Origin of the sequence: Nostoc sp. ChiVER01 (genome assembly GCF_034531155.1) — a bacterium.
GTDB lineage: Bacteria > Cyanobacteriota > Cyanobacteriia > Cyanobacteriales > Nostocaceae > Nostoc.
Genome location: NZ_JAVRBS010000005.1, coordinates 123,212 through 144,758, shown reverse-complemented (window position 1 = coordinate 144,758; position 21,547 = coordinate 123,212). Strand labels below are relative to the sequence as shown.

The window sequence follows — 21,547 nt, the reverse complement described above, 5'->3', positions numbered from 1 at the left end:
GCTCATAGCGATAGTTATTGTCACGAATGTTGCGAAGGTCATTCTGACGCTCATAATCACCATTTCTGTGGTGACGACTATAACGTTCGTAGTTCCGATCATCGTTGCGTTGATAGCCGTAGCTATCTAACTCAGCAAGATAAGACGCTGGTGTATTAGCATCAGCTTTTGGAGAAATAGCCAAAGCTGATGCAGATGCTATCAAGCCTGCGAGCAAAATAGAGGTAAAGCGGTTCATGATGTAAGTCAAAAATTGTTGACAGTAATTTATGCAAGTCCAGTCTGTTTAGGAAGAGCAGATTCCACAAGTCTTTTAATCAATCCTATCAGTGTTGAGTAACTCGAAAAGTTTTCTTGGATGTGGTGATTGAGAACAGTTTTGTTGTCTGTGATACTTTTTGATCTTCCAGATTTATCTCCCTCAATGAGTCTTTGATATTAAATGCGTTACGTAAGCGTACTCTTCGGGAAGCAAGCTACGCGTAGCGTCTGTCTGCGACACGCTGCGCGAACGTAGAAAAGCTCATCGTAGACATTGCATCTTCACCAAAACCTACCAGCTAGGCGATAGTCTAATCTACTAGACAAAACGCACACCAATTATAATTAGTGTGCGTCTGCGGTTAGATTTTAGAAATTCTCGAACTTAGCGATCGCATCCTTCATCTTATCCATCACCTCATCGACAGGGATAACTCCCAATTCTCCAGAGGCGCGGGTACGGATACTTAAGGTGTTTGTCTCCACTTCTTTCACTCCCACCACAGCCATCACGGGTATTTTTTCTTTCTCTGCATTGCGAATCTGTTTACCTAAGCGATCGCCACTGGTATCTACTTCTGCACGGATTCCTAATGCACGCATCTTCGCCACCACATCTTTAGCAAAGTCTAGCTGTGTATCACCTACTGGCAGCAATCTAGCTTGCACTGGCGCTAACCACAAAGGGAAATCGCCCGCATATTCTTCAATTAAGATCCCAATTAGTCGTTCTAGTGAACCAAAAGGCGCACGGTGAATCATCACTGGGCGTTTGCGAACACCATCTTCGGCAACGTATTCCAAATCAAAGCGTTCTGGCAAGTTGTAATCTACCTGCACAGTTCCTAATTGCCACTCCCGTTCTAAAGCATCACTAAAGATAAAGTCGAGTTTGGGGCCATAAAATGCCGCTTCTCCAATACCTTCAAAGTGATCCATTCCCAAGGTTTCAACTGCACGGCGAATTGCACCTTCGGCTTTGTCCCAAACTTCATCTGAACCGATGTACTTATCACTAGCTGGATCGCGGAAACTGAGTCTAGCTTTAAAGTTCTTCAGTTGCAGCTTATTGAACACCGACAAAATCAAATCCACCACACTGAGGAATTCACTATCTAGCTGTTCTGGGGTGACGAACAGGTGAGAATCATCTACAGTAAAACCGCGCACCCGTGTTAAACCACCCAATTCTCCTGATTGTTCGTAGCGGTAAACAGTACCAAATTCCGCCAAGCGCATCGGTAGTTCTCGATAAGAGCGTAACTCACTCTTATATATTTGGATGTGGAAGGGGCAGTTCATCGGCTTCATGACGAAGCCCTGTTCCTGTGCAGCAGCTTCGGAGTCATCTGCCATTAAAGGGAACATATCTTCTTTATATTTCTGCCAGTGTCCAGAGGTTTTAAATAAGTCTACTCTGGCAATGTGAGGCGTTACTACAGATAAATAACCCCGTTTTAACTGTTCTTGCTTGAGAAAATCTTCTAAAGTATTCCGTAACAGAGTGCCTTTGGGTGTCCACAAAGGTAAACCCGGCCCCACTAAATCAGAGAATACAAATAATCCCAGTTCCTTACCCAGTTTCCGGTGATCTCGCCGTAGCGCTTCTTCTTTACGTCGCTTATATTCAGCGAGTTGTTCTGGGCTTTCCCAAGCGGTAGCGTAGATGCGTTGTAATTGAGCTTTAGTTTCATCCCCACGCCAATAAGCACCAGCAACGCTTTCTAGTTCAATTGCCTTGGGGTTTAATTCACTGGTATTTTCCAGATGAGGCCCGGCACACAAATCCCACCATTCATTTCCCAGGTGGTAAATCGTGATAGGTTCCTCTTTGATATCTGCCAGGATTTCTAGCTTGTAAGGTTCGTTAATTCCCTGAATCCGGCGTTGGGCTTCTTCGCGGCTGACTTCTTCTCGAATAACCGCCAACTTGCGATTAATAATCTTCGCCATCTCTTTCTTGATGGCTTTGAGATCATTTTCGCTAAATGGTTCTGGATTGTCGAAGTCGTAGTAAAAACCGTTTTCAATCCAAGGGCCGATTGTAACTTGCGCCTTGGGAAACAGCTTTTGTACTGCCATTGCCATAACATGGGAAGCAGTGTGGCGAATCTTCTTTAAGTTTTCTGATTCGCTGGTACGCGGTAAATAAATTTTTTCAACTTGTTCTGACTGATTTGATGAATTTGGCGACATTGGCTGCTGAACCATTGACGAAGTGATTACAAAAGGTGATTTATCTGAATCTGTAGGCTTATTCAACTATAACGACTTTGATTTTTGCTTTTTTCACCTTTATCTTCTAACTACTGGCTTAATTTGTGATAGGGGAGAAAGATAAATTTTTCATCGGTTCGCTGAGTATCAAATTCAGGATTCCACGCGTAGGCGTAGCCCGTCGTAGACATCGCTAAATTATCTTTAGAAAAGCAACTTGCTGTCAGCTATACCTATAGACGCCTCTCCAAAGGCACTGTACAAACCCAATAGCAAGACTATATAATACATTTATGTATTGTTTGTTACAAAATTCCACATCCGCAGATTATGAGAAAATTAAAAAAGATATTAAGAAACGTAAATAACGTTAATATTAGTAAGAAAGTTTGAAATATTCTTCTCATTTATGTCAGACTCAAATTTACCAGGGACTAATTTGCTAGGAACGGTTTTAGAACCCCTGCTGGAAGATTTTCAGCATTGGTTTACGCGATCGCGTCATTTACTCGAAACCGAACAACTATCATTTATGAGTCATCAAGAGCAATCTGACTTGCTTTTGCGGGTTAAGCAAGCGCAAGATGAACTAAATACGGCGAAGATGCTGTTTTCAGCTACTGATAAACAAGTTGGAATTGATATGGCAACGTTAATGCCTTGGCATCAATTAGTAACAGAATGCTGGAATGTTGCAATGCGCTTTCGCCAAACGCGTGAAGCCTAAGCAACAAATGGGAGCATCTGTTAAATTTTGGCAGCCTACTTAACGATATCTAACAACAACCCTCTTTGCGTCTACACAAAACGGTAAATCAGCCGTTAAAGAAATAGTAAATAGCTCTTAACACTTTCTTAACATTTTTTGGATTAACAAAGCAATGTATCCTATGCTACCGTAAGTGGAATAACGGTTGACAAATAGCTTCATATAAATGTAATCACACAAAAAGTGTGTCAAATACTCATCTTAACTATGAGTTACAGTGTCGGCGAAACAAAGCGTTACAAAATCAAAATAAACTTTTAAAAATTGTTGTTCTGGAGGAAAATCTAATGTTACACCTGCTTTACATTCTTGCTTTTACAATCCTTGCATTTATAGCTGTTGGCAACTTAATTCGTAACTTGATCATGTTCAGTTTTGATCGGGAGCGAACTTACCCGACAAATTCCTCGCCAATAAATAATCAAGGCAACTATGGTTATTATTCATCAAGAAAACAATTTGTACCCCATCCAGAATTATTAGATAGCGCTGGTAAGTTAATTAAAGAGCCACTTTTGGTAATGCGTTCGATTAACGTTGAAGATGCGCGTCAACATCTCGATGCACTTTACGAAGCATCCCCAGGACATAAAAGAGATAATTCTGAGGAAGCGTAACGTAGAGACGCGATTAATCGCGTCTGTTAGCAGTTTGGGTGTAAATTATTGTTGTTTTACATCCTTAACCGTTCTTATACCAGAAATTTTTTACCATCCTTGAACTTGAGGCGATCGCATTGCTAGGCTGGTAATTTAACATTATGTTGTTGACCTGGTACAGGTTGAGCCTGAAAAGGCATGGTGTGAGTGATGAGATAATTTGTGAAGCACTCAGCGACGAAGCGACGCAGCAACAGTTAGTAACCGCAGCATTCCTCTGTTATAAATAACGGGAATTATCTGTTTATCTTCGAGGTTACTAGCATATAATAACCTGTAATCTATTATTTAAAAATTTATTGACCAGATTTTAGTTCATAGTAGATGGCCCACCAGTATCACAACAGGCTCGTAAGCGTGGTAAGGGCAATCGGCTTGAAGATTGGAAAAAGACAGTACTACAAGAGGCTAAAAAATACTGGTCTTCGGAACAAAAAATAGCTACTGGGTGGGTTATGCTCCAGATAACCTATTTCTATGATTCCGATATAAATGGATGTAGACAATATAGTGAAGCCTATTCAAGATGCAATTAAAGGATTAGCCTATGTCGATGATAATCAAGTAAGCGATCTCCTAGTTAGAAAGAGGAATTTGTCAAGTAACTTTAGAATAGAAAACATGACCTCGACATTGGCAGGGGGTTTTTCTCGTGGCAATGAATTCTTATATATTGTCGTAATTGATGCTCCTAACCAGGAGGTAATTATTTGATGGAAACTCCAACCGCAAACTTAGAAAGAGAGCGATTGCTGAAACTAGCAGAGGAGTATCGGGAAAAGGGTTACGAAGTTTTTTTTCATCCAAATCCAGAAGACTTGCCTAATTTTCTTAATCACTATCGCCCCGACATGATAGTACGTCGGGGAGAAGAAAATGTAGTTATTGAAGTCAAGTCACGCTCTTCACTTAACTCTTATTCTAATCAATATTTAGGTAATTTAGCTCAAGCGGTAGAAAAGCATCTTGGTTGGAGATTTGAATTAGTAATGATCAACTCGGAGGATATAACGTATTCTCCCAAAGCAGAGACTTCTCTTCAAGAGCGTGAAATAGAATCACAGTTGCAACTAGTAAAGCAACTTACAACGCAACATCCAGAATTAGCTCTCCTATATTCCTGGTCATTAGTAGAAGCAACTTTGAGACTTCTTGCCCAAAAGGAAGAGCTAAGTTTAAAAAAATTTGATCCGCCCTACTTAGTAAATCAATTAGTAACTGAAGGTGTAATTTCAAAATCCGAGTATCAGTTACTAATGAATGCACCCCCATTACGTAATTCTATTGCTCATGGTTTCAAAACTACACAAATTACGCAAAATTATGTATATGAATTGATCGAGCTTATAGAGCAGCTTTTAAAAACTCTGCACACTGGCGATGAAGCAGACTAATACTGCGTTGGTTGGAGTAGATAGTAAAACTAATACCAATTCGCAATGGGCTTTGCCCCGCACGCTAACGTAATGACGCTCGTTCCTCTCTACGAGACGCTACGCGAACGCTGCGCTAACGCAATTTGCAATTAAAAAATTTAAATGCAGCAAGGCTTTCAGAGTTTACATCTGTATAAAATTTTTCGTGAAATGGTATAAGCGTGGGTGCTGAATTTCAAGTCATATTACCAAGCATAAAATAGGGAATAGGGAATTCCCTACTCCCTAGTACAGACACGATTAATCGCGTCTTTGCCTACTCCCTTCCTAAGCTTCAATAACTACCCGCAAATTACCGCGTTTTTTCGCAACCCGACAAGCCGTCGTAGTCCCAGAACGCTCGAATTCTAAATCGAGGATGGTAGGGCCGACTCGCAAATTATGAAATGACAGGCGATTAATCGATTCTGGCAAAGCAGGGTCGATTATTCGCAAGCAGTTATTTTGAGCATCAGGCACCAAGTTAACCATCATTTGCAGTAGTTGGAAAACACTGCCAGTAGCCCAAGCTTGGGGAGTGCAGGCAACTGGATACTGTACAGGGGCATTATCACCGTTCCGTTCATAGCCGCAGAAGAGTTCTGGAGGACGTTGATAAGGCTGCTGACTCGTCATGTCAAATAAACCTTGGAAAATTTCTAAAGCTTGATCGATAAGACCGAGCGATCGCAATCCCATTGCAATCAAAGCGTTATCATGGGGCCAAACAGAACCAGTGTGATAACCCATTGGATTGTAAGCGGGTGACAAACTACTTAGAGTCCGAATGCCCCAACCATTAAACATATCTGGCGCTCGCAACCGTTCTGCGACACTATAGGCTCTTTCGTGGTTGAAAAGGCCCAATTGCAGACAATGACCAGGATTTGAGGTAATACTGTCTACTGGCTTGCCATTTCCATCCAAAGCTAAAGCACAGAAATCTAAATCTTCTACCCAAAAATCTCGATTAAAACGAATCTTAAGATTTCTGGCCTCTTCTTGCCAACGATCTGCCAAATCAAGCCGCTTTTTCATCCTAGCGATTTCTGCTAGACGCATTTTTGCAGCATAGACATAAGCTTGTACTTCACACAAGGCAATTGGGCCGTTAGCTAATTCTCCCTTATGATTTACGATACAGTCATCAGAATCTTTCCAACCTTGGTTAGGAAGACCACGTTTGGATTTACGGAAGTAACTGAGGTAGCTGGTTTCTTTTGTATTGCGATCAATCCACTCCATTGCTGCTAGAGCATTCGGCCAAAGTTGCTCTAAAAGTTCGTGATCGTAAGTCCAAGAATAATGTTCGGCATACAGCATCAGCCACAGGGGAGTGGCATCAACTGTACCGTAGTAAGGTGTATGGGGAATTTCTTGACAACGAGCCATTTCTCCCAAACGTAACTCGTGCAAAATCTTACCCGGTTCTTCTTCGCGCCATTCGTCCTCGACTTTACCTTGGTATGCCGCAAGCAATATCAAGGTTTCTTTGGCAATTTCTGAGTTTAACATTAAGGCTTGAGAAGCTGTAATCAACGAATCCCGCCCAAATAGTGTTGAAAACCACGGCACTCCAGCCGAAACTGTCTTATGCTTGCCAAAAGACTGACGCAACAAATACATATCTTGCTCGGCCCGTTCAATCACTCGATTGAAAATGCTTTTATCTGAGCTAATGCGTGTAATTTGTTGTAGCCAGTGTTGCTCCTCCATCAACTCAGCAGCTTTCGCCTGTCCTAAGGTGAAGGCGGCGCTGACGGTTGAACTAGACTGGTTGTTTTTCAACATGCTCACCCGGTAGCCCAATTTTTGAGTTTCGTGAGAAGCCAACTCTAGCTGCCAAACCGCAGTGTAACCCTTGAAATAGTTTGGTTGGCGATGCTGAAATAAAATACGGGATTCCATTACTGAGCCATCCAAACCTTGATAGGCGAGTGTTAAGGATTCTTCCCTAAAAGTTGGTGGCTCTTTGGGTATAGGGGAAACACCATCGGCTAGAGAGATTCCTTCTTCAGCCGTCGGTTCTACTAGACGTAAAAGCCTACCTCGTTTTTCTCTGTCATAGCCCCGGACTTCAAATAAATCAACAAAATCCGCATCAAAGCTGATGGTTAGTTCAAAATTGACAGTAGTTGTGCTGTAGTTAGATACTTCTATTTCTTCAAATAGTGCGCCATTGAGAACCATTTCCCGGCGAATTCCTACAGTTTCGGCTCTAAGCCGTTCGTCGATTCTGGGGTTGGTACACAAAGCTGAGAGTGAAAACCCTTTTTCGGCAGTACTACTGAGAAGTACAGGCGATCGCCCTTCAATTTGCAACTCCAAACGATTGAGAAATCTTGTATCACAGCAAAACAATCCCAGGCTGGGATTGCCATCATTAAGGGAACAGCCAGAAATGTTCCCAACAGTATCCGTCACAAAAAATAAATCATCGTCTTTAACCGTCAGTGTCGGTTGTGGTCTTTCACTCACAACACAAGGCCACTCCGGGATAGGTAATTGTTCAGCAGGAATAAAAGTTTTTCCATCCAGGAAAATTTTTTCCGGGGTGATTAGCGTATCCGGTGTCATTAGCCAAAGTTCCGTGTACAGGTCTATATTTTTGTGGTCTTCTGAGTAAAGATTGCTGACCCTCACAACTTTCAAAAAAAAGACGCTTTCTAAAACTTGCTTGAGCCATTGAAGCCAAAATAACACTTAACTACTGCTGACAACATAGTAGCGCTCAAACCCGTATAAGCAGATATTTATAAACTTATTTATAACTTTCAATTGACACTCTCCGCACTTATAGGGCGGAAATTATTTGTTTTATCCTAATTATACGATTTTGTTTTAAAGATCCATAATATTTGATTAGACTAATTTATGATAATTCATTAATTGATTAATTTTAATCAATAATTATTGATTAAATTATGTGAATGTAGCAGTAATGATTTTTGGATAAGAAAATTTATTTAGTAGGCATAAATCAACGTAGGCAAAAGGCGATGTCTACAATGGGCTACTTGCCTATATGTGGACTATCAATAAAGAATCAATGTCCAATAAATATAAGGTATAAAAAAACACATTAGGCAATAAATTTGTTACTTAATATTTAAAAATTTTGGTTGTACAAGCATATTTTAAACTTGGTCGAGAATGTATATTGGGCGTAGTAGGTTGCCAATCAACAAATCAAGTTGTATGTATGCACTCTTAATTGGTAACAAAGTGTTACGCCTGCTTTGGCAGAAAGTGCTTAAGCGCGTTCTTTACATATTGCAACTCTCTATTTAACTTGAGAGTCCCTTGGAATTTGTACAATGCAGCTGTGACTTTTGATCTTGTCGAGGTTGAGCGTTTAACAATAATTCATGAGCATTTCTACTTCTGTGCTGAGTGATTTGCTAAAGTCCCTAGCATACTTGCGGCCCCAGCTATATTTTAAGGCTTCACTAACGGCGCTCTCCCATGCGATGGAAGATCAAGTTTTGGCTGCGACTTTAGCACAACCCCTTGTAATTGCTAGTTTCCAGCGAGAGCGATTCTACCGCCAAGAAGCTCATCGCTATCAGCGACTTGCCTTGCGGAGTAACCAAATATACGTATTATCTGCTCCGGAAACGGATTTCGTTAACAGTTCAGAATACTATGAAAAAATAGCTTTTGAGCCAACGGATGGCTTAAGCCATGAGTGGCATTTGGTAGTGATTGCTGACAATTATGCTACTTGTCTGGTTTGCCGAGAAAGCCTTGGTTCTATTGCTAAAAATAAGCAACTACCAGAACTAAGCCCTAATCTGGATATAGACGCAGCGCGAAGATTTGAGGGAGTTTGGACATCGGAAAGAGGAGTCAGTCTCAAAGCAGCTGAATTGCTGTTAGACAGGATTTTGGTTTACAGACCAGAACTGGCAAGTAAAATTGAGGAGGCACGTCAGAGGTTTGGTATAGGAGAGCCGCGAAGCCACTTTGGAGCAGAACAGATCAATGAATATGCTTGTGACATCGATACAGATCCCTTTGTGCAGCGTTTAGTAACTTACTTGCAAGCTAGTCAGTACAAATTGCACAAAGCCTACCGTTCCATTGCTGCCCAAGCACGAAAAGAACGATTAGTCAACTCAATTAGTACAGCCATTCGGCGATCGCTCGACCCTCACGAAGTTCTCCAGGTGGCGGCACAAGAATTAGGACAACACCTAGAAGCTTGTCGCTGTCTAATTTACCGCGCTCAAGCCACAGATAGCCAAGCCATAATTGAACACGAGTTTTTAACTCCTGGTATTTTATCTGTTCGTGGGCAAACCTGGGAATTAGAGAAAAATTCTTTATTTCGGGGCATAGTAGAACTTGGCGAAGGGATTTGTGTAAGTGATACACTGAGTGACCCTCGCGTTACTAATTCACCAGCACTTTCCACGATCGCCAAAAAGTTTGCCATTCGTTCTTGGCTGATGGAACCAGTATTCTATCAGGGGCGATTATTGGGCATTGTGGAGTTACATTATTGCCGAATGCCACCGCACGAGTGCCAACCTGGGGAATTGGATTTGGTAAAAGCGATCGCCACCCAAGTGGGAGCAGCTCTCATCCAAGCGGAAGCTTATGCCAACCTAGAAGAACTTAACCAGCAGCTAGAAGCCCTAGACCGCACCCGCAGTAACCTCATAGCCATCACCGGGCATGAACTGCGTACCCCACTATCCACCATTCAAGTCTGCCTGGAAAGCCTTGCTAGTGAGCCTGATATGCCTTTGGAATTGCAGCAAATCATGCTCAACACAGCTCTTTCCGACTCAGAACGGATGCGAAAACTGGTACAAGATTTCCTTACACTTTCCAACTTGGAAAGCGGCCGGGTGGAATGGCATCCAGAATCCTTGACTTTACAAGAGTGTATAGATTTATCACTTAGCCGCAATCGCACGCGTTCCTCAACGGAAAAGCCGCCGAAAATCAAGACTGAAATTGCCGAAAATCTACCTTTGGTTAGAGCAGACGGTGATTGGCTGGTAGAAGTATTGGCAAAACTCATAGATAACGCTTGTAAATTTACACCATCCCAAGGAGAAATCACTATTAAAGCGATTTACAACAGCCATCAAAAGGTTGAGGTGACTGTAGCAGACACTGGACGCGGCATTGAACCAAATCGTTTAGAAGTAGTTTTTGACCGCTTCTATCAAGAAGAGGGAGCGTTGCGCCGCACCACTGGCGGTACTGGACTTGGTTTAGCAATTTGTCGTCAAATTGTTAATGGCTGGGGTGGAGAAATTTGGGCAGAGTCAACAGGCAAAGACCAGGGTAGTCAGTTTCACTTCACCATACCAATTGTTCAGAGTAGCAAAGAAGAAAAGCGGACAAAAGTCAAGAGTAAATAGTCATGGGGCATGGGGCATTGGTTTTTAACAAATGACAAAGAACAAAGGACAAATGACTAAAAACTGTTACAGTCTATAACGCGATCGCAATATGATCCTGGTTGCGGTGTTAGGATTCCCTAAAAACGTTGAGAGAATCACTTATGGCAGAAACACTCTCTGGACAAACCCCGCTATACGGTGGCAGCACCGGTGGCTTGCTCACAAAAGCAGACCTAGAAGAAAAGTACGCTATTACTTGGACTAGCCCGAAAGAGCAAGTTTTTGAATTGCCTACAGGTGGTGCTGCTGTTATGCGGAAAGGTGAAAACCTGCTGTATATAGCTCGTAAAGAATATGGAATCTTTTTGGGCGGTCAGCAACTCCGGAAACTCAAAATCACAGATTACAAAATTTACCGGATTTTACCCAACGGAGAAACCACTTTACTTCACCCAGCTGATGGTGTCTTCCCTGAGAAGGTTAACCCAGGTCGTGACAAAGTGCGTTATGTAGACCGTCGTATCGGACAAAACCCCAGCCCCTCTAAAGTTAAGTTTAGCGGTGTTACTACCTACGACGCTCCGTAACTAGCTATTAAGCTGTTACGCAAATAAGATTGCACATTAACTGGTGAGGTTGTCAATTGTCCTTTGTCCTTAGTAAACACAAATGACTAATGACTAATGACGGTCTACACGGAGTTTGTGCAATATGTAGGCGCGTTAGCTTAGTAGCTAATGGGTAATTAGTAATGGGTAATTGGTAACTAAAAACCCATTACCCATTACCAATTACCAATTACTTTTGAAAAATAATGATGTTTCCGGATTTCTCCCAGTTTTCCACCCTAGCGCAACAAGGCAACTTTATCCCGGTATATCAAGAATGGGTGGCAGACCTAGATACGCCCGTATCTGCTTGGTATAAAGTCTGTGCAGGTCAACCCTATAGCTTTTTGTTGGAATCGATCGAAGGTGGGGAAAAACTGGGACGCTATAGCCTAGTGGGTTGCGATCCTTTGTGGGTTTTGGAAGCAAGGGGCGATCGCACAATTCAGAAAAACCGTGATGGTTCACAGGTCGTTTTTCCAGGCGACCCTTTTACAGCTTTAGCCGAATGTCTAGCACCTTTTCACCCAGTCAAGTTACCACAGCTACCGCCAGGAATTGGCGGTTTGTTTGGGTTTTGGGGCCATGAATTAATTCGCTGGATTGAGCCGCGTGTGCCAATTCACCCACCAGATGAGCGAAATATCCCTGATGGGTTGTGGATGCAGGTAGACCACCTATTGATTTTTGACCAAGTGAAGCGGAAAATTTGGGCGATCGCTTATGCTGATTTACGTGATGAGAAAGTAGATTTCAAAGCAGCATATCAACAAGCGTGCGATCGTGTTACCCAAATGCTAGAAAAGCTATCTCTGCCTCTATCGCCAGAAAAAACTCGATTGGAATGGAAACCGCCAGGGAGCAGGGGAGCAGAGGAGCAAGGGAGCAAAGGAGCAGAGGAGTATAAAAGTAATTTTACCCGCCCTGATTTTTGTGCTAGCGTCCAAAAGGCCAAAGACTACATCAAAGCAGGCGATATCTTCCAAGTAGTAATTTCCCAGCGATTATCAACAGCATACACAGGTGACCCCTTTGCCCTTTATCGCTCCCTACGTCAGATAAATCCTTCGCCTTACATGGCGTACTTTAACTTCCAGAATTGGCAAATCATTGGTTCGAGTCCCGAAGTGATGGTGAAAGCCGAAACCGATTCAGATGGTGGAGTCATAGCAACAGTACGCCCAATTGCCGGGACGCGTCCACGGGGTAAAACTACCCAAGAAGATGCGGCTTTTGCAAAGGATTTACTCGAAGATCCCAAAGAAGTTGCCGAACATGTGATGCTTGTAGATTTAGGGCGGAATGATTTGGGACGCGTTTGTGAAAATGGTAGCGTCAAAGTTGATGAATTAATGGTAGTTGAGCGCTACTCCCATGTAATGCACATAGTCAGCAATGTTGTGGGAAAATTAGCACTTGGTAAAACAGCATGGGATTTATTGAAAGCTTGCTTCCCAGCAGGTACGGTAAGCGGCGCACCCAAGATTCGGGCAATGGAAATTATCCACGAGTTAGAGTCTAGCCGTCGGGGTGTTTATTCCGGTGTGTATGGATATTACGATTTTGAAGGACAATTAAATACTGCGATCGCAATTCGCACAATGGTAGTGCATGATAATACGGTAAGTGTGCAAGCCGGTGCAGGTTTAGTGGCTGATTCTGAGCCAGAAAAAGAATACGAAGAGACGCTAAATAAAGCTAGAGGTCTATTAGAGGCGATTCGTTGTTTGCGAGTTTAAACTATGGAAAAATCCAAAATTCAAAATCCAAAATCCAAAATTGATTGACTCTGTGCTTACTCAGTTACCAACTATCAACGCCCTGAAACAACCCACTAGCTCTGCTTGGGTTAAACAAGCGATCGCTAATTTAGACATCATCTTACTCGACCACTCGCACTGTGAACGCAAAGCAGCAGGCGTAGCCTTGAACATGATGTTTCGCTACCCTTCTAATACTAAAATGGTTCGGGAATTAACTGCGATCGCTCGTGAAGAACTAGAACACTTTGAGCTAGTTAACCAATGGTTAGAACGCCGGAATATTCCCTTAGCTCCCCTACCACCGCCTCCCTACGGCGCAGGTTTAAAAGCTGTTGTCCGCCCCAAAGAACCTGAGCGATTTCTGGATTCCTTACTAATCACTGGTTTAATAGAAGCTCGCTCTCACGAACGCCTGGGATTATTAGCTGCTCACTGTCCAGAGCCAGAGTTAGCAAAATTTTATCGTGGACTAATGGCATCCGAAGCGCGTCACTACGGTATATATTGGGTATTAGCTGCTACTTACTTCGATAAAGAAATTGTTATGAAACGGCTTGATGAATTAGCAATTGTCGAAAGTGAGTTGTTAGCGACTTTGCACCCAGAACCTAGAATTCACAGTTAGTAGACCAAGGTAACAGATATGAAGCTTCAGCTAACACACCTGAGACTGCTTGTCTCCAACTACAAAGATTCTTTTCTGTTCTACCGGGATCTGCTGAAATTTGACGTCGATTGGGGCGATGAAGATAGTGGATATGCTGAGTTTAATACCGGATATCTCAAGCTAGGTTTGTTCAAACAAGAATTAATGGCTCAAGTAGTTCCAAGAGTCGAACAGCCTTCTTATATTGCCAATCGAGATAAAATTGCCTTGATTTTCGCAGTCGATAACGTGGATGAGGTCTATGAGCAAGTAAAAAATCAGAATGCGCTCGTTGTAACTCAACCACAAGATCGCCCCAGTTGGGGAATCCGCACAGCTCATTTTCGCGATCCTGATGGCAATCTCATCGAAATCTACAACAATCTAGGAATTGTCAGTTAACTCAACCTGAGTGATTTCCAAGAACTAAATTATCCGGGCTTTTCACCCGCTCCTAACAAAAGGCGGGTTTTCAGAACAATCCTACAAATTTTGGGCAATTTTAAGCGTGCCTTCCAGTTGCCTTAGTCATAAAAGCTAAAATAATGGACAATTACAGTTATAATCAGGCTCGCTTCCATTATTCAGGTTCACTATCTATGTAGATGCTGAATTTTTTTCAGGATTCTACTCAGAAAAACAAATACCAACAGTCTAGAAATTGCACCAGATTCAGGAATAGCTATTGCTGTTATTAACAATAGTCTTTTTTGGTCTTTTGAGTAAATTGTATTATTTAGATTTCAACTAATCCAGATATCCTCTGGTTATTTTTTGTTCTGAATAATATAGCAAACTTAATATAATTTATAAAAAGCTTTATTTTATTTTTGCCTTTGAAAAGGTGCAATTAAAAGAACAAAGTCTGCGATCGCAGGATTGGTTGATATAGCTCCAGGCTTTAGGTATTGGGTTTAAATAAGCCTTGTGAGTATGAATTTGGCTTATTTTGAGCAAATTTTATATAAAAAATTCATCTTTTATTAACTAACCCTAAATTAAATAAAGCATTACCCAAACTTAATCAAAATAAAATATTTTTTCTTCAAGCATTATTTGTAAGTAACCAAACCATCCTCATGACATTTTCAAGACGTAAATTCTTTGCAATAGCAGGTACAACTGCTGTAGGCACTTTGATGGTGTCTCCTTTAGAAGGTCTTCTTGCCAGAAAAGCCTTTGGTAAAAAACTTGGTAGAGGATATGGGGAACTTTTTCCAGGTGCTGATGGAATTTTAGAAGTACCAAGAGGATTTCAGTATCGAGTTATATCTCGTACAGGCACTCCCATGAGCGATGGCAACCTAGAGCCTAGTAATCATGATGGAATGGCAGCCTTTCCTGGCCCCCAAAACACAACAATCCTGATTCGCAATCACGAACTTAGTAATAGTAGTGGCACTCGTGTACCAGGAGTAGAAGTGCCGAATCCCTACGATCCTATATGCAGAGGTGGCACTACAACCCTGGTTGTAGGGCCCGATCGCGAGTTGATCAAACAGTTTAGCTCTCTCGGTGGAACCATTCGTAACTGTGCGGGTGGTCGAACTCCTTGGGGTTCATGGATTAGCTGTGAAGAAGATACAACTAGACCGAGTGCAAGTAATGGAGTCAAAAAGTTACATGGTTATAACTTTGAGGTTCCAGCTAGCGCCACCTCTCCTGTAGACCCAGTGCCTCTCGTTGCTATGGGACGGTTTAATCATGAGGCTGTAGCTGTAGATCCCAAAACTGGATATGTCTATCAAACTGAAGATAGAGGAGATAGCCTCTTCTACCGCTTTATCCCGACAGTTCCTGGTCAGTTAAAAGAAGGAGGCATTCTTCAAGCTTTGAAGATCATAGGTAGACCAGGAGTTAACACTAAGACTGGTTTCGTTGTAGGACAGAAGTTAGCTGTAGATTGGGTGAACATTCCTGACCCCAACCCAATAACTACAGATAATGTCAGAGTGCAAGGCTTCAACTTAGGTGCAGCCCAGTTTAGCCGTGGGGAAGGCATCTATTATGACGACAACAATGGCAAAGGAGAATTTTACTTCACTGCTACAGATGGTGGCCCTGTAGGCGGTGGTCAGGTCTGGCGTTACATTCCGGGTGAAGAGAAAATCGAATTGTTTGTCGAGTCTGAATCTAAAAATGAACTCGACATGCCCGATAACATTGTCGTAGCACCTTTCGGCGATCTGATCCTCTGTGAGGACGGAGACGGTGACAATTTCTTGATAGGTGTTACTCCCAGTGGTGAAATCTACAAATTTGCGCGTAATGCCCTCGAAACTGGTGAGTTTGCTGGAGCCTGCTTCTCACCTGATGGTCGTACTTTGTTCGTTAACATTCAAACCCCTGGTATCACTTTAGCTATCTGGGGTCCTTGGAACAGTAATAGAGGCTAATATCAAGTCGTAACATCAATTTCAGCGCAGGCGTAACCCGCCGCATCGCTACTATATCGCTGAATTATCGTTGATAAGAAGACAAAGGGAGGGGAAGACAATTCCTCTCCTTTTATCTGTTTATTGACACCTTGAGAGTACCGCTTGAAATGGACTCTGCAAGAATTGCTATTTGCTGAGTAAATTGGGATATAGATGCGGAAAATTTTTCTGTGTAAACTTGACCAGCAAATGGTAATGAAAAACTATTATCAAGATTTTTTAATTCGTGATTGGGTGCAAAGCGATCGCACCAGAGCCGCTCAAGTCATCAGTTATGTATTATCAGAATACGGTCTGGGTTGGGAACCAAAGGGCGCTGACCGAGATGTGCTGCGAGTAGAGGAATATTATTTAGCAACTGGGGGAGAGTTTTGGGTAATTGAACACCAAAGCCAGCTAGTTGGTACTGGGGCATATTACCCTATACACCGAGGCAAAAAAGCTGTAGAAATCCGCAAAATGTATCTTTTGCCCAGCATCAGGGGTTTAGGATTAGGGAAATATTTGTTACAACAGCTAGAAGCAGCGATCGCAGAGCGTGGTTTTGAGCAAATTTGGATTGAAACCGCCAGCGTTTTAGTGGAAGCAGTCAAGCTATATGAAAGCAACGGCTACACTCCAGCAACAGGCGTAGAAACAACAAGATGCGATCGCGTGTACGTTAAATCATTGCTCAAAAACAAATGACCAATGACTAATGACAAAGGACAACCCTAAATGCACACTTGGATTAAAAATCTTACAGGCTTACTCAATCTTTTTCTCCAATCTCATTGTCCTCTGTGCCAACGTGCAACCTCGCAAGAATTCTGTCAAAATTGCGCTAGACAACTGCAAAAATGTCAACGTCAAGACCCGATTTCTTTGTGGCAAGAGCCAATACCAGTATTTGGCTGGGGCGAGTATGGTGGCCCAGTAAAACGAGCGATCGCAGCGATGAAATACGAAAATCAACCCCAAATAGCTCGTCCTTTGGGTCACTGGTTAGGAGAAGCATGGTTGTTAAATTCACCGAAGCAAGATAGGCAGCCTGTGGTAGTTCCCATCCCACTCCACCCTAGCAAGCAAAAGCAACGTAAATACAATCAAGCCGCACTCATAGCCCAAAGCTTCTGCGAAATAACTGGCTTAAAATTGAAACTAAACGGTTTAGCAAGAGTGCGAGAAACTGAAGCGCAATTTGGTTTATCGGTATCTAAACGAGAAAAAAACTTGGTTAACGCTTTTGCTGTTGGCCAAGAATTTCGCCATCGTCCCCCAAATGTCCCAGTGCTGTTAGTGGACGATATTTATACTACTGGTGCTACTGCTAGGTCTGCTGTGGAAACACTTCGTCAGTATGGAATTATGGTCTTAGGATTAGTAGCAGTAGCCACTGCCGTCAAAGACGGATAAATCAATAAGCAATGGGCAAGCTTTAGCAGATAAGTACATCAATTGACCGAATTCCCCTATCTTTGTAGAAAAAATTGCTTGAAATGTATGAATAAAGTTTTTGCGGCAGGTTTAAAACAACTCATCATTATTCCTGCCACATTGCTGGCAATAGGTATAAGTACAAGCGCAGCTTTTGCTCAAAATAAGTTGTATAGTCCAATTCCTTTATCTAACAGTACTGAATTTTCCGATACCCTCTCAAACAAAGACATTCCTACAGGTCAAGGTGGGTTTGCCCGTGATTACACAGTGAAGTTACAGAAGGGCGATAATTTAGCAGTTGACCTGTCATCCGAAAACTTTGACAGCATTATAACCCTCCTAGCACCTGATGGATCAACTTTGGCAGAAAATGATGATGGCCCTGATGGTAGTAGTAATTCCCTACTATTTACTCGCATCGTAGAGACTGGGAATTATGTGATTCGTGTCCGCTCTTTTGGGGAAACTGGAGTTGGGGCTTTTAAACTTAAGATAACAAAGCTACAACCGATTAAGTAAAGTAGTCATTAGTCTTGGGCATTGGGCATTGGGCATTGCAATACAGTTCAGTTAAGCATTTCTTTTTTTCTTTGCGTCCTTGGCGTCCTTGGCGGTTCGTTCAAAAAATTGACTTTGACAAAGAATTTTAGCGTTAACTGAACCGTATTGTTGGGCATTGGGCATTGGTTATTAATTCTTGTCCCTCACTCCCTCATCTCCCCCTGCTCCCTCATCCCCCACTCCCTACTCCCCCACATCTTAAAAAACAGTCAATACACAGAGAAATAAAGCTTCAGTCCACTCAACGACTGCGCCGTAGGTGTCTCCTGTGTGTCCGCCTAATTTGTGGTTGAACCACGCACCAGTTAGAGTAGCGATCGCACTTCCAGCAATTATCATTGTCAGTGCGAGAAATAGTTGTTGTTTATCTATTAACCAAACTAAACCACTCAAACCTAGCAGCAACAACAATCCTGGTAACAAATCTTTATAAGAACGAATAGCTTCTTTGTGAAACGCACCTTTACCAGTTGGTTTCAGATAAGGATATCGTGCGATCGCTATCTGTTGTCCGCAACGTCCCCAGCCACAAGCAGCCATCAGCAACAACCAACGGTTTTCTGGAATATCCGTCAAAGCTGCTATTTTCAGTAGCACCAAGGCGATCGCTGCCATTGCTCCAAATGCACCTGTAGCACTATCTGTCATCACTTCCAGCCGCCGATTTGGATCGCCCACTGCCAAACCATCGGCAGTATCCATTGCCCCATCTAAGTGCAGTCCTCCAGTTATGGCAATCCAAATGCTGACTACTAAAGTACTACGAGTTAACACTGGCATACCCAGATAATCCATCGCCGTATCCAGTAACCCTAAAATTCCCCCAATTATCAAGCCTACAACCACAGCAAGACGTGCCACTCTCCGAAAATCTAATCCCTCCAAATACGGTACTGGAATAGTAGTGTAAAATATAATACTAGCTGCCAACTTTAACAGCAACTTTTTCCACCACTGTTGCTGTTTCGTCATCGTAGTAACATTAATATTTGGTTAATTGCTGGATAATAGACTTGGGTTAAGTACAATCAACATGAGCATACTTTAAAACTTTAAATAAGATTTACTTCTATTAGAGATTCTTTTTGAAAATTTTGTTATGCTGGTCTAAGTGGTAAATAAATAATCAAAGTTTTTTTATACAAAAAAACGTAATGATTAAGGAAATTAAAATTCCATCAAGGATCAAAATTTGTGTTTTGTATTCGTTAATTAAAAACTTACTCTAAATTATTTAGACGATTGTTCCACAAAATTGATATTTTTTTAAATGTAGGAAGTAAACAAGCTATTCGCTTATGACAGTTTAGCTATGTTGTCACTCTCCTTAGCTCAATCGCTATTTTCCTATGAGTCACCATCTACCCGACATCAGGATACCAGCTCCGTGCATTATTAACACGGGCATCATTGTGAATAAGCTCGACATCCGGCGATTGCTGACCGACTTAGGTCGAGTCCACTACATCTACACCCAAGAAGATAAGGTACTGAGCGAGGGTGAAGGGGATGTGATGGAAGTTTTCGCCAATCCGCAAAGGTCTACCTTAGTGGCAAACCACGCGCTATATCTGAATGTTTGTAGTTTTGATTACTTGGAACTCAAACAGTCGTCGCAACAAGAAACCTATTTTGATTTGATGCAAGATGGAGTGTGTCTGCGGTTGATTCCCCGCTCAACCCCCCTACAAGAGCGACGAGAGCGAACCTTCAATGTCAGCGCTATAGAAGCGATGATGGAGCAAGTCCTCTCTGCTAGATGGGATGCGGAAATTGACGATGACTGTTCTGATTCTTTTTAAATAACAATTAGCACAGTATATACTCCTAAAGTTGGTAACTAGGTTAGTAGTGAACGCTTAAGTGTTCACGAAAACTCAATTGCCAGTCTTTATGTTTGTGCATAATTTAGCCAAATAATATTAATCTGCCCTAATACCATTTGGTTTTACCAGGAAAGGCAGAGGGCAGGAGGCAGAAGGCAGCTATGGTGAAGGGAATTCTAACTCCTACTCCTACATTTTGCCCGTGACTAAAGCGAAGCGGTTTAAGACCCCTACTAAACAAGAGTTTAGTAGCTCCAAGATAGGAGGAGTTTGATCCTATAAGTGTCTTGTTCCTTCTGCCCTCTGCCTTCTGCCTTCTGCCTTCTTCAAGGCTGCTAGTTATGGATTTGTGAAACTTTTTACCAATTAGCGTTTCACAATCCAAACTCTAAAATCTAAAATCCAAAATGGTATGAGTGCGAATTTTTCCTTTGAATGTCTTGCTTGCTGTAGCCAAACCAAAGCTAGAGCAGGAGTCTTTTTCACTCCTCATGGTGTTGTAGAAACCCCCAGATTTATGCCAGTGGGAACACTGGCAAATGTCAAAACTATTACCCCATCTCAGCTACGAGAGACTGGGGCGCAAATGATCTTATCCAATACTTATCATCTTCACTTACAACCAGGAGAAGCGATCGTGGCTGGGGGCGGTGGGTTGCACAAATTTATGGGTTGGAATGGCCCAATGCTCACAGATTCGGGTGGGTTTCAGGTGTTCAGCTTAAGCGAGATGCGGAAAATTACTGAAGAAGGCGTTACTTTTCGCTCACCTCATGATGGACGAATTATTAACTTGACACCAGAGCTATCCATTGAGATTCAAAATACTTTGGGGGCTGATGTGATTATGGCCTTTGATGAGTGTCCGCCTTACCCAGCGACTCGGCAAGAGGTTGAAACTGCAACTGAGCGAACTTATCGCTGGTTAGAACGCTGCATAACGGCTCATCAACGCAGTGAGCAGGCGTTGTTTGGGATTGTGCAAGGAGGCGTATATTTGGATTTGCGTTGTCGTGCGGCGGAAGCTTTGGCTAAGTTAGATTTGCCCGGATATGCCATTGGTGGGGTGAGTGTGGGAGAACCGCCAGAAATGATGGCTGAGATTGTAAAAGTTACAGCACCGCTTCTACCGCCTGAAAAGCCACGTTATTTGATGGGTGTCGGTACTTATCGGGAAATGGCGATCGCGATCGCATCTGGTGTAGATTTATTTGATTGCGTCATTCCTACCCGTTGGGCGAGACATGGGACAGCAATAGTGCAGGGTGAACGCTGGAATTTAAAAAATGCTAAGTTTCGTGAAGATTTCACCCCATTAGATGAAACTTGTCCTTGCTACACTTGTCAAAATTTTAGCCGTGCTTATGTATCTCATTTAGTGCGATCGCAAGAAATTTTAGCTTATACCTTGTTGAGCATTCACAACATTACCGAACTAATTCGCTTTACTCAGCATATTAGAGAAGCAATATTAAGCGATCGCTTTGTTACAGAATTTGGTCACTGGCTAAATTGAATGATGGAGTAGGGAGTGGGAGATAGAGGACAAATAACTAATGACCAATGACCAACGACCAAACCATGTTAAGATACTTCTCAATTATG

At 42.4% G+C, this 21,547-nt stretch carries 19 protein-coding genes and 1 pseudogene; 16 read left to right on the top strand and 4 right to left on the bottom strand.

The genetic code is table 11. From position 1 onward, the window contains the following. A pseudogene (locus RMY00_RS09185) lies at nt 1–238 on the bottom strand (hypothetical protein); the annotation flags it as partial. A gap of 392 nt (nt 239–630) precedes the next feature. Next, nucleotides 631–2,472 (bottom strand): threonine--tRNA ligase, encoded by a 1,842-nt coding sequence (thrS, locus tag RMY00_RS09180; RefSeq protein ID WP_322647234.1) that lies wholly within the window; start codon nt 2,470–2,472, stop codon nt 631–633. A gap of 415 nt (nt 2,473–2,887) precedes the next feature. Here thrS and RMY00_RS09175 point away from each other — a divergent pair, with 415 nt between their 5' ends. The 5 genes from RMY00_RS09175 (at nt 2,888) to RMY00_RS09155 (ending at nt 5,300) form a co-directional block, all read left to right on the top strand. After that, nucleotides 2,888–3,205 (top strand): DUF2605 domain-containing protein, encoded by a 318-nt coding sequence (locus tag RMY00_RS09175; protein WP_322647233.1) that lies wholly within the window; start codon nt 2,888–2,890, stop codon nt 3,203–3,205. A 329-nt stretch (nt 3,206–3,534) separates the two neighbouring features. Next, nucleotides 3,535–3,864, top strand: a complete 330-nt coding sequence (locus RMY00_RS09170) for a DUF2973 domain-containing protein (RefSeq protein ID WP_322647232.1) — start codon at nt 3,535–3,537, stop codon at nt 3,862–3,864. Nucleotides 3,865–4,007: 143 nt separating this feature from the next. Next, nucleotides 4,008–4,136 carry a hypothetical protein gene (locus tag RMY00_RS09165; protein WP_322647231.1) on the top strand — a complete coding sequence of 43 codons (129 nt, stop codon included), beginning with the start codon at nt 4,008–4,010 and terminating at the stop codon, nt 4,134–4,136. Nucleotides 4,137–4,416: 280 nt separating this feature from the next. Then, a complete protein-coding gene (locus RMY00_RS09160) occupies nt 4,417–4,620 on the top strand; it encodes a hypothetical protein (protein ID WP_322647230.1) in 204 nt (67 codons plus the stop codon). Then, nucleotides 4,620–5,300 carry a hypothetical protein gene (locus RMY00_RS09155; RefSeq protein ID WP_322647229.1) on the top strand — a complete coding sequence of 227 codons (681 nt, stop codon included), beginning with the start codon at nt 4,620–4,622 and terminating at the stop codon, nt 5,298–5,300. The genes RMY00_RS09160 and RMY00_RS09155 overlap by 1 nt, the downstream gene beginning before the upstream one ends. 309 nt (nt 5,301–5,609) lie before the next feature. On the opposite strand, the gene RMY00_RS09150 is transcribed toward RMY00_RS09155, so the two are convergent. Beyond that, the gene (locus tag RMY00_RS09150) at nt 5,610–7,898 is read right to left on the bottom strand and encodes an amylo-alpha-1,6-glucosidase (RefSeq protein ID WP_322647384.1); all 2,289 of its coding nucleotides are present in this window, start codon (nt 7,896–7,898) and stop codon (nt 5,610–5,612) included. Nucleotides 7,899–8,689: 791 nt separating this feature from the next. On the opposite strand from RMY00_RS09150, the gene RMY00_RS09145 reads away from it, so the two are divergent. From RMY00_RS09145 to RMY00_RS09105, 9 genes are all read left to right on the top strand, one after another. After that, complete coding sequence (locus RMY00_RS09145) at nt 8,690–10,699, top strand: DICT sensory domain-containing protein (protein ID WP_322647228.1); 2,010 nt, start codon at nt 8,690–8,692, stop codon at nt 10,697–10,699. 143 nt (nt 10,700–10,842) lie between these two features. Then, nucleotides 10,843–11,268 carry a photosystem I reaction center subunit II gene (locus RMY00_RS09140; RefSeq protein ID WP_322647227.1) on the top strand — a complete coding sequence of 142 codons (426 nt, stop codon included), beginning with the start codon at nt 10,843–10,845 and terminating at the stop codon, nt 11,266–11,268. A gap of 227 nt (nt 11,269–11,495) precedes the next feature. After that, complete coding sequence (gene trpE / locus RMY00_RS09135; RefSeq protein ID WP_322647226.1) at nt 11,496–13,028, top strand: anthranilate synthase component I; 1,533 nt, start codon at nt 11,496–11,498, stop codon at nt 13,026–13,028. A 52-nt stretch (nt 13,029–13,080) separates the two neighbouring features. Continuing rightward, nucleotides 13,081–13,677, top strand: coding sequence for a tRNA-(ms[2]io[6]A)-hydroxylase (locus RMY00_RS09130; RefSeq protein WP_322647225.1), 597 nt, complete (start codon nt 13,081–13,083; stop codon nt 13,675–13,677). 18 nt (nt 13,678–13,695) lie between these two features. Continuing rightward, nucleotides 13,696–14,100, top strand: a complete 405-nt coding sequence (locus RMY00_RS09125) for a VOC family protein (protein ID WP_322647224.1) — start codon at nt 13,696–13,698, stop codon at nt 14,098–14,100. Nucleotides 14,101–14,777: 677 nt separating this feature from the next. Then, on the top strand, nt 14,778–16,094 hold the full coding sequence (locus tag RMY00_RS09120; protein WP_322647223.1) for an alkaline phosphatase PhoX: 1,317 nt from the start codon (nt 14,778–14,780) through the stop codon (nt 16,092–16,094). 237 nt (nt 16,095–16,331) lie between these two features. Continuing rightward, nucleotides 16,332–16,823 carry a GNAT family N-acetyltransferase gene (locus tag RMY00_RS09115; RefSeq protein WP_322647222.1) on the top strand — a complete coding sequence of 164 codons (492 nt, stop codon included), beginning with the start codon at nt 16,332–16,334 and terminating at the stop codon, nt 16,821–16,823. 30 nt (nt 16,824–16,853) lie between these two features. Beyond that, nucleotides 16,854–17,531 carry a ComF family protein gene (locus RMY00_RS09110; RefSeq protein ID WP_322647221.1) on the top strand — a complete coding sequence of 226 codons (678 nt, stop codon included), beginning with the start codon at nt 16,854–16,856 and terminating at the stop codon, nt 17,529–17,531. A gap of 87 nt (nt 17,532–17,618) precedes the next feature. Further along, nucleotides 17,619–18,074, top strand: coding sequence for a PPC domain-containing protein (locus RMY00_RS09105; protein WP_322647220.1), 456 nt, complete (start codon nt 17,619–17,621; stop codon nt 18,072–18,074). A gap of 240 nt (nt 18,075–18,314) precedes the next feature. Here RMY00_RS09105 and cobS read toward each other — a convergent pair whose 3' ends face one another. Then, the gene (cobS, locus tag RMY00_RS09100; protein WP_322647219.1) at nt 18,315–19,088 is read right to left on the bottom strand and encodes an adenosylcobinamide-GDP ribazoletransferase; all 774 of its coding nucleotides are present in this window, start codon (nt 19,086–19,088) and stop codon (nt 18,315–18,317) included. Nucleotides 19,089–19,465: 377 nt separating this feature from the next. Between cobS and RMY00_RS09095 the strand changes: the two genes are divergently transcribed. Further along, complete coding sequence (locus tag RMY00_RS09095) at nt 19,466–19,918, top strand: hypothetical protein (RefSeq protein WP_322647218.1); 453 nt, start codon at nt 19,466–19,468, stop codon at nt 19,916–19,918. Nucleotides 19,919–20,354: 436 nt separating this feature from the next. Next, nucleotides 20,355–21,458, top strand: coding sequence for a tRNA guanosine(34) transglycosylase Tgt (tgt, locus tag RMY00_RS09090; RefSeq protein WP_322647217.1), 1,104 nt, complete (start codon nt 20,355–20,357; stop codon nt 21,456–21,458). Nucleotides 21,459–21,547: the final 89 nt, after the last annotated feature.

Bases quoted from the DNA above. Each gene is read 5' to 3' on its own strand.
- thrS (WP_322647234.1), bottom strand. From the start codon at position 2,472: ATGGTTCAGCAGCCAATGTCGCCAAATTCATCAAATCAGTCAGAACAA.
- RMY00_RS09175 (WP_322647233.1), top strand. From the start codon at position 2,888: ATGTCAGACTCAAATTTACCAGGGACTAATTTGCTAGGAACGGTTTTA.
- RMY00_RS09170 (WP_322647232.1), top strand. From the start codon at position 3,535: ATGTTACACCTGCTTTACATTCTTGCTTTTACAATCCTTGCATTTATA.
- RMY00_RS09165 (WP_322647231.1), top strand. From the start codon at position 4,008: ATGTTGTTGACCTGGTACAGGTTGAGCCTGAAAAGGCATGGTGTGAGT.
- RMY00_RS09155 (WP_322647229.1), top strand. From the start codon at position 4,620: ATGGAAACTCCAACCGCAAACTTAGAAAGAGAGCGATTGCTGAAACTA.
- RMY00_RS09150 (WP_322647384.1), bottom strand. From the start codon at position 7,898: ATGACACCGGATACGCTAATCACCCCGGAAAAAATTTTCCTGGATGGA.
- RMY00_RS09145 (WP_322647228.1), top strand. From the start codon at position 8,690: ATGAGCATTTCTACTTCTGTGCTGAGTGATTTGCTAAAGTCCCTAGCA.
- RMY00_RS09140 (WP_322647227.1), top strand. From the start codon at position 10,843: ATGGCAGAAACACTCTCTGGACAAACCCCGCTATACGGTGGCAGCACC.
- trpE (WP_322647226.1), top strand. From the start codon at position 11,496: ATGATGTTTCCGGATTTCTCCCAGTTTTCCACCCTAGCGCAACAAGGC.
- RMY00_RS09125 (WP_322647224.1), top strand. From the start codon at position 13,696: ATGAAGCTTCAGCTAACACACCTGAGACTGCTTGTCTCCAACTACAAA.
- RMY00_RS09120 (WP_322647223.1), top strand. From the start codon at position 14,778: ATGACATTTTCAAGACGTAAATTCTTTGCAATAGCAGGTACAACTGCT.
- RMY00_RS09115 (WP_322647222.1), top strand. From the start codon at position 16,332: ATGAAAAACTATTATCAAGATTTTTTAATTCGTGATTGGGTGCAAAGC.
- RMY00_RS09110 (WP_322647221.1), top strand. From the start codon at position 16,854: ATGCACACTTGGATTAAAAATCTTACAGGCTTACTCAATCTTTTTCTC.
- RMY00_RS09105 (WP_322647220.1), top strand. From the start codon at position 17,619: ATGAATAAAGTTTTTGCGGCAGGTTTAAAACAACTCATCATTATTCCT.
- cobS (WP_322647219.1), bottom strand. From the start codon at position 19,088: ATGACGAAACAGCAACAGTGGTGGAAAAAGTTGCTGTTAAAGTTGGCA.
- RMY00_RS09095 (WP_322647218.1), top strand. From the start codon at position 19,466: ATGAGTCACCATCTACCCGACATCAGGATACCAGCTCCGTGCATTATT.
- tgt (WP_322647217.1), top strand. From the start codon at position 20,355: ATGAGTGCGAATTTTTCCTTTGAATGTCTTGCTTGCTGTAGCCAAACC.